The sequence below is a fragment of the Nonomuraea antimicrobica genome (assembly GCF_039536965.1).
Taxonomy (GTDB): Bacteria; Actinomycetota; Actinomycetes; order Streptosporangiales; family Streptosporangiaceae; genus Nonomuraea; species Nonomuraea antimicrobica.
The window spans coordinates 1-5,098 of sequence record NZ_BAAAZP010000227.1 but is presented as its reverse complement, the minus strand read 5'-3'; the positions used below and the strand labels follow the sequence as shown (position 1 = coordinate 5,098).

The following is a 5,098-nucleotide window of genomic DNA, read 5'->3' as shown; positions in this document are numbered from 1 at the left end:
GCCGGCTCCCGCACCACGCGTACGGGCGCCGCGGGCAGCCCGTGGGCCATCACCCGCTCCAGGACGCCGAGCGTGCGCCGCCTGCGGGCCAGCTCCTCCTCCAGCCCGTCGCGCACCTCCGCCAGCGCCGCCGCCGAACCGGCCAGCACCTGCCCGACCACGGCCAGCGGCACGTCCAGCGAGCGCAGCAGCCCGATCGACAGCGCCTCCCGCGCCTGCGAGGCCCGGTAGTAGCGGTAGCCGCTCTCCTCGTCCACGTACGCCGGCCGCAGCAGCCCCAGCTCGTCGTAGCGCCGCAGCTGCTTCACGCTCAGGCGGCCCAGCCGGGCGAAGCGGCCGATCGGCAGCAGTTCCTCCTCCAGCGGCTCCTCGTCCATGGGCACCAGCATGGGCCCTCCCTCCGGGGGAGAGTCCACCCGGCTTGACCCTCACCCCACGCGAGAGGGCAAGGTAGAGGCCATGAGCTTCTCCGTGGGGCAGGTCGCCCGGCTGGCCGGCGTCACCGTACGCGCGCTGCACCACTACGACGAGATCGGGCTGCTCACCCCCGGCGAGCGCAGCCACGCGGGCTACCGCCGCTACACCGACGCCGATCTGCTGCGCCTGCAGCAGATCCTCCTCTACCGGGAGCTGGGCTTCCCCCTCGACGAGATCGCGGTCATCCTCGACGAGCCCTCCGCTGACGAGCTCACCCACCTGCGCCGCCAGCACGAGCTGCTCAGCCGCAAGGCCGAGCGCCTGGGCGAGGTCATCGCCGCCGTCGAGCGCGCGATGCGGGCCCGCGCCGCCGGCATCACGCTCACCCCCGCCGAGCGGTTCGAGGTCTTCGCGGGTTTCCGTCCCGAGGACCACGACGCCGAGGTCGAACGCCGCTGGGGCCACGGTCCCGCCTATGCCGAGAGCCGCCGCCGCGTCGCCGCCTACACCAAGGCCGACTGGCTGCGGCTCAAGGCCGAGGCGGGCGCGCTCGACGAGGAGCTGGTGGCCGCGTTCAGGTCAGGGCTGCCCGCCGAGAGCCCGCACGCGATGGATCTGGCCGAGCGCCACCGCGGCCACATCACCCGCTGGTTCTACGACTGCGGCCACGACCTGCACGCGTGCCTGGGCGACCTGTACACCGGCGACCCCCGCTTCACCGCCGTCTTCGACGCGCTCGCCCCGGGCCTGGCCGGTTACCTGCGGGCCGCGATCCACGCCAACGCCCGCCGCGCGGCCTCCTGACCCCCGCACATTCCCTTGCAGGCATATAGCCCGCGCGGTATATTCGCGGGCATGACGCCCTTCGACGTCCTCGCCGAGCCCGCGCGGCGCCGCATCCTCGACCTCCTCCTGCAACGCCCCCACCAGGTCAACGAGCTCACCCACCACCTCGGCCTCACCCAGCCCGCCACCAGCAAGCACCTGCGCACCCTGCGCCAGGCCGGCCTCGTCACCGTCCGCAAGGACGCCCAGCGCCGCTGGTACGAGCTGCGCCCCCAGCCGCTGGCCGAGGTCGACGCCTGGCTCACCCCCTACCGCAGGCTCTGGAACACCGCCCTCGACCGCCTCGAACACCACCTCGACACCATGGAGGACCACACCCCATGAACGAAGCCCTCACCCTGCACCCCGACGGCCGCACCACCCTGCGCCTGCAACGCCGCCTGCCCCACCCGCCGGAGAAGGTCTGGGCCGCCATCACCCGGCCCGAGCACCTGGCGGCCTGGTTCCCCGCCGAGGTCACCATCGACGGCGACCACATCGGCTACGGCTTCGGCCCCGACGGCCGCATCACCGCCAACGACCCGCCCCGCACCTTCACCCACACCTGGGGGGACGACGTGCTGAGCTGGCAGCTCACCCCCGACGGCGGGGGCACCCTGCTCACCTTCTCCCACACCTTCGCCGACCGGCACGGCGCCGCCAGCTTCGCCGCCGGCTGGCACACCTGCATCCAGGCGATGCTCGCCCACCTCGACGGCCGCGCCCCCGCCCGGCCCGCCGAGCCCGGCCCGGCCTCGTCCGCCCGCCTGCACGAGGACTACATCGCCATCCTCGGCCTGCCGTCGGCCACGGTCCACGACGGCGGCGCCCGCGTCGAACGCCAGCTCGTCCGCCCCGCCGACGACGTCTGGAACCTCCTCGGCGGGCCCGGCGCCACCCCCGGGGCCCCGCCGCCGGCCGCCTTCACCGTCCCCGGTGTGACGGCCGGGCCCGTCATCCGCGCCGAGACCGCCGAGCTCCTGGAGTACGACACGCCGGCTGGGATCGTCCGGTGGGAGCTGGCCCAGGGCACCGGTCAGGGCGCGCGGCTCATCGTCACCCACGCCGGCGACCCCGCCACCCTGCACGCCTGGCGGGTCCGCGTCGAGGACCTGGCGGCCTCCCTCCTCGCCTGAGGGTGTGGGGTGTAGGGCGAGAGACCGATGTGTCCGAATTCTCGCCCTTTACACTGTAGATCACAAAGGGGGGATATCAGGCGGTGAGGCCCAGGGCCGCCGCCGTCACCGCCCGCGCCCGGCCCGGCGCCACCAGCAGATCCGTCGAGTCCGACAACTGATCCACACACCCCACCGGCGGCAGTCCCCTGATCGCCGGATCCCCCACCGACGACATCAGCGCCTGGGCGAACCGGTCCCCGCCGATCACCCGGAACGGCCGGTCGTGGAAGCCCCGCACGCCCTCGTCCAGGCGTTCGGCCAGCCCCATCCGGTTCTGCAGCGCCGCCAGCCGCCCGTAGGCCGCCGCCAGCCCCTCCTCCCGCTCCCGCCACGACCGCGCCGCCACCGCCGAGCCCAGCGACTCGGCCAGCTCCGCCGACCCCGGCATCCGCGCCAGCGCGCTGCCCAGCCATTTCGCGTACGGCGGATAGCGCCGCCGCAGCAGCAGCGCCAGCCGCATCACCTCCCGCGCCAGCCGCGCCCCCACCACGGCCGAGCCCAGTTCGTCGCCCACCTCGCCGCACCGGCCGGGGAACGGCTCCTCCTGCGCGATCCGCCGCCACTGGCAGGCCAGCACGTAACGCCACACGTCCTGCGGATACCAGCGCAACGCCGCCCGGGCCGCCTCCAGCCCCGCCTCCCCCAGCCCGTCGTGGAACACCTCGCCGCCGGTCACCTCGGCCAGGCTCTGCCACGGCGCCGCCAGCCAGTCCAGCAGCGACACCCCGGCCCGCGGATCGAAGCCCAGCCGCTCCACCAGCCATTCCCCCAGCTCCGCCACCGCCACCCCGGGCCGCACCCGCCCGTGGTAGCCGAACACCGTCGGCAGCCCGCCGAAGCGGTCCGGCAGCCCCGCCACCACCTTCGCCTCCACCTCGGCCACCCGCCCGGCCGCCACGAACAGCAGCACCCGCGGCCCCCAGTCATGATCGGCCGAACGCGCCGTGTCGAACTCCAGCACCTCCGACCCCGGCCCGATCAACGCCGCACCATGCGCCACCCCTGACACCAGCGGCGCCACCACCTCGCCATAGAACGCGCGGGACAACTCAATACCAGGTACAAAATCGGACATCACCCCATCAACTCTGCACCAGGCCCTCCCGAACCTCACCCGAATTTCCCCCGGCCCCGGGACCATGGCGGCGGCCGTCTGACGGATATCTCCAGCCGGTGCCGCCGCGCTGAAGGAATCCTGAGCAGAATGAGCAGAACTCTGGACCTCCCGGATGCCGAGGGCGAGAATCCGATCGTCAACCGAGGATCGCGGAGACGCCCGGGCGTTCGCTGTCCGCGCGTAGTCCCTGCTCAGAACGGGCGGAGGTACGCATGCGCGACGCCACAGGGCCGGCCAGGGCGGCATCACCCCACCGCCTGGACCGCGTCCGGCCATCCGCCGAAGCGCCCCGGTCCCGCCGTCTCCGCCGCCGATCAGATAGACGACGCCCGCGCGTACGGCGGGGCGCCGAGCACGGAGCAGAACGCCCAGCACACCGCGTGACACCGTCCCCTGCCCCATAAGTCCCCCGCAACGTACGTCCCGATTCGCCGCACCCCCACCACCTGGGAGAGGTTCTCATGGACCTACCGGACGAGTTAGACCTGCCCGAATCCCGCTGGAATCGATTTCCGACCGCCGCAGAACCCGACCTGCCCGACCCCTCCTGGAACCGGTTCCAGGAACCCAAGCCCCCCTCCCCCTGGCCGCGCAGGCTCGCCGCCGCGCTGTCGGTCGCCCTGGTCGTGCCGCTGACCTACGCCATGCCCGCCCAGGCCGCCTCCCGCCCCGCGCCCTCCACCCAGCAGGAGACCCCGGTCCCCGGCACCAGGGTGCCCGTTCAGCCGGCCGCGGCCGACCCCGCCCAGAAGCAGGCGTGGCAGGCGCCGCCCGCGGTCACCTGGCCCCAGCCGCAGAAGGCCGAGCTCGGCGGCGCCACCGCCAGGACCCTCGCGGCCGGCTTCCCCGTCCGCCTGGCCCCGCAACAGGCCAAGACCACGGCCGCCGCCGAGCCGGAGCCGGTCACCGTGGAGTTGCTCGACACCGACCGGCTCGGCCTGGCGATGCGCGTCTCCCCCGGCCAGGGCGTCGCCGCGGCCTCGGCCAAGGCCGAGCGGAAGACCCGGCTGGAGATCGATTACTCCGGTTTCCGCTACGCCTTCGGCGGCGACTACGGCGCCCGCCTACGCCTGGTCAAACTGGCCGAATGCGGCCTCAAGGCGGCCACCGCCACCGCGGCCTGCCCGCAACCCGAGCCGGTCACCAGCCGCAACGACCCCAAGAACGGCACGCTGACCGCCGAGGTCACCACCGGCGCCGTCTACGCGGTCACCGCCGCCGCCTCCGGCCAGTCCGGCGACCACTCCGCCACCTCGCTGGCCCCCTCCGCCGACTGGAGCGTGGGCGCCCAGACCGGCGACTTCACCTGGAGCTACGAGCTGCGCACCCCGCCGTCGCTGGGCGGCGACGAGCCCGAGCTGTCACTCGGCTACTCCTCGCAGAGCGTGGACGGGCGCACCGCCTCCACCAACAACCAGGCGTCCTGGGCCGGTGAGGGCTTCGAGCTGAACCCGGGCGGCTACGTCGAGCGCAAGTACAAATCGTGCATGATCGACGGGAAGAAGACCGGCGATCTGTGCTGGGACCAGGACAACGCCGTCATGTCCCTGGGCGACTCGTC

5 protein-coding genes and 1 pseudogene are annotated in these 5,098 nt (G+C 73.7%); 4 read left to right on the top strand and 2 right to left on the bottom strand.

The annotated features are described in order from the left end of the window. The coding region (locus tag ABD844_RS48520) for a MerR family DNA-binding transcriptional regulator (protein ID WP_344895418.1) at positions 1–389 on the bottom strand (389 nt) is incomplete at its 3' end. A 70-nt stretch (positions 390–459) separates the two neighbouring features. Between ABD844_RS48520 and ABD844_RS48515 the strand changes: the two genes are divergently transcribed. The 3 genes from ABD844_RS48515 to ABD844_RS48505 are packed head-to-tail and all read left to right on the top strand — an operon-like array spanning position 460 to position 2,378. Beyond that, positions 460–1,221 carry a MerR family transcriptional regulator gene (locus ABD844_RS48515; protein ID WP_344895415.1) on the top strand — a complete coding sequence of 254 codons (762 nt, stop codon included), beginning with the start codon at positions 460–462 and terminating at the stop codon, positions 1,219–1,221. 51 nt (positions 1,222–1,272) lie between these two features. Then, complete coding sequence (locus ABD844_RS48510) at positions 1,273–1,587, top strand: ArsR/SmtB family transcription factor (protein ID WP_344895413.1); 315 nt, start codon at positions 1,273–1,275, stop codon at positions 1,585–1,587. After that, a complete protein-coding gene (locus ABD844_RS48505) occupies positions 1,584–2,378 on the top strand; it encodes an SRPBCC family protein (protein ID WP_344895410.1) in 795 nt (264 codons plus the stop codon). The genes ABD844_RS48510 and ABD844_RS48505 overlap by 4 nt, the downstream gene beginning before the upstream one ends. Positions 2,379–2,454: 76 nt before the next feature. On the opposite strand, the gene ABD844_RS48500 is transcribed toward ABD844_RS48505, so the two are convergent. After that, positions 2,455–3,468, bottom strand: coding sequence for a DUF4037 domain-containing protein (locus ABD844_RS48500; protein ID WP_344895407.1), 1,014 nt, complete (start codon positions 3,466–3,468; stop codon positions 2,455–2,457). 530 nt (positions 3,469–3,998) lie between these two features. Between ABD844_RS48500 and ABD844_RS48495 the strand changes: the two are divergent. Next, a pseudogene (locus tag ABD844_RS48495) lies at positions 3,999–5,098 on the top strand (hypothetical protein); the annotation flags it as partial.

Coding starts and splice junctions, on each gene's coding strand:
- ABD844_RS48515 (WP_344895415.1), top strand. CDS start 460: ATGAGCTTCTCCGTGGGGCAGGTCGCCCGGCTGGCCGGCGTCACCGTA.
- ABD844_RS48510 (WP_344895413.1), top strand. CDS start 1,273: ATGACGCCCTTCGACGTCCTCGCCGAGCCCGCGCGGCGCCGCATCCTC.
- ABD844_RS48505 (WP_344895410.1), top strand. CDS start 1,584: ATGAACGAAGCCCTCACCCTGCACCCCGACGGCCGCACCACCCTGCGC.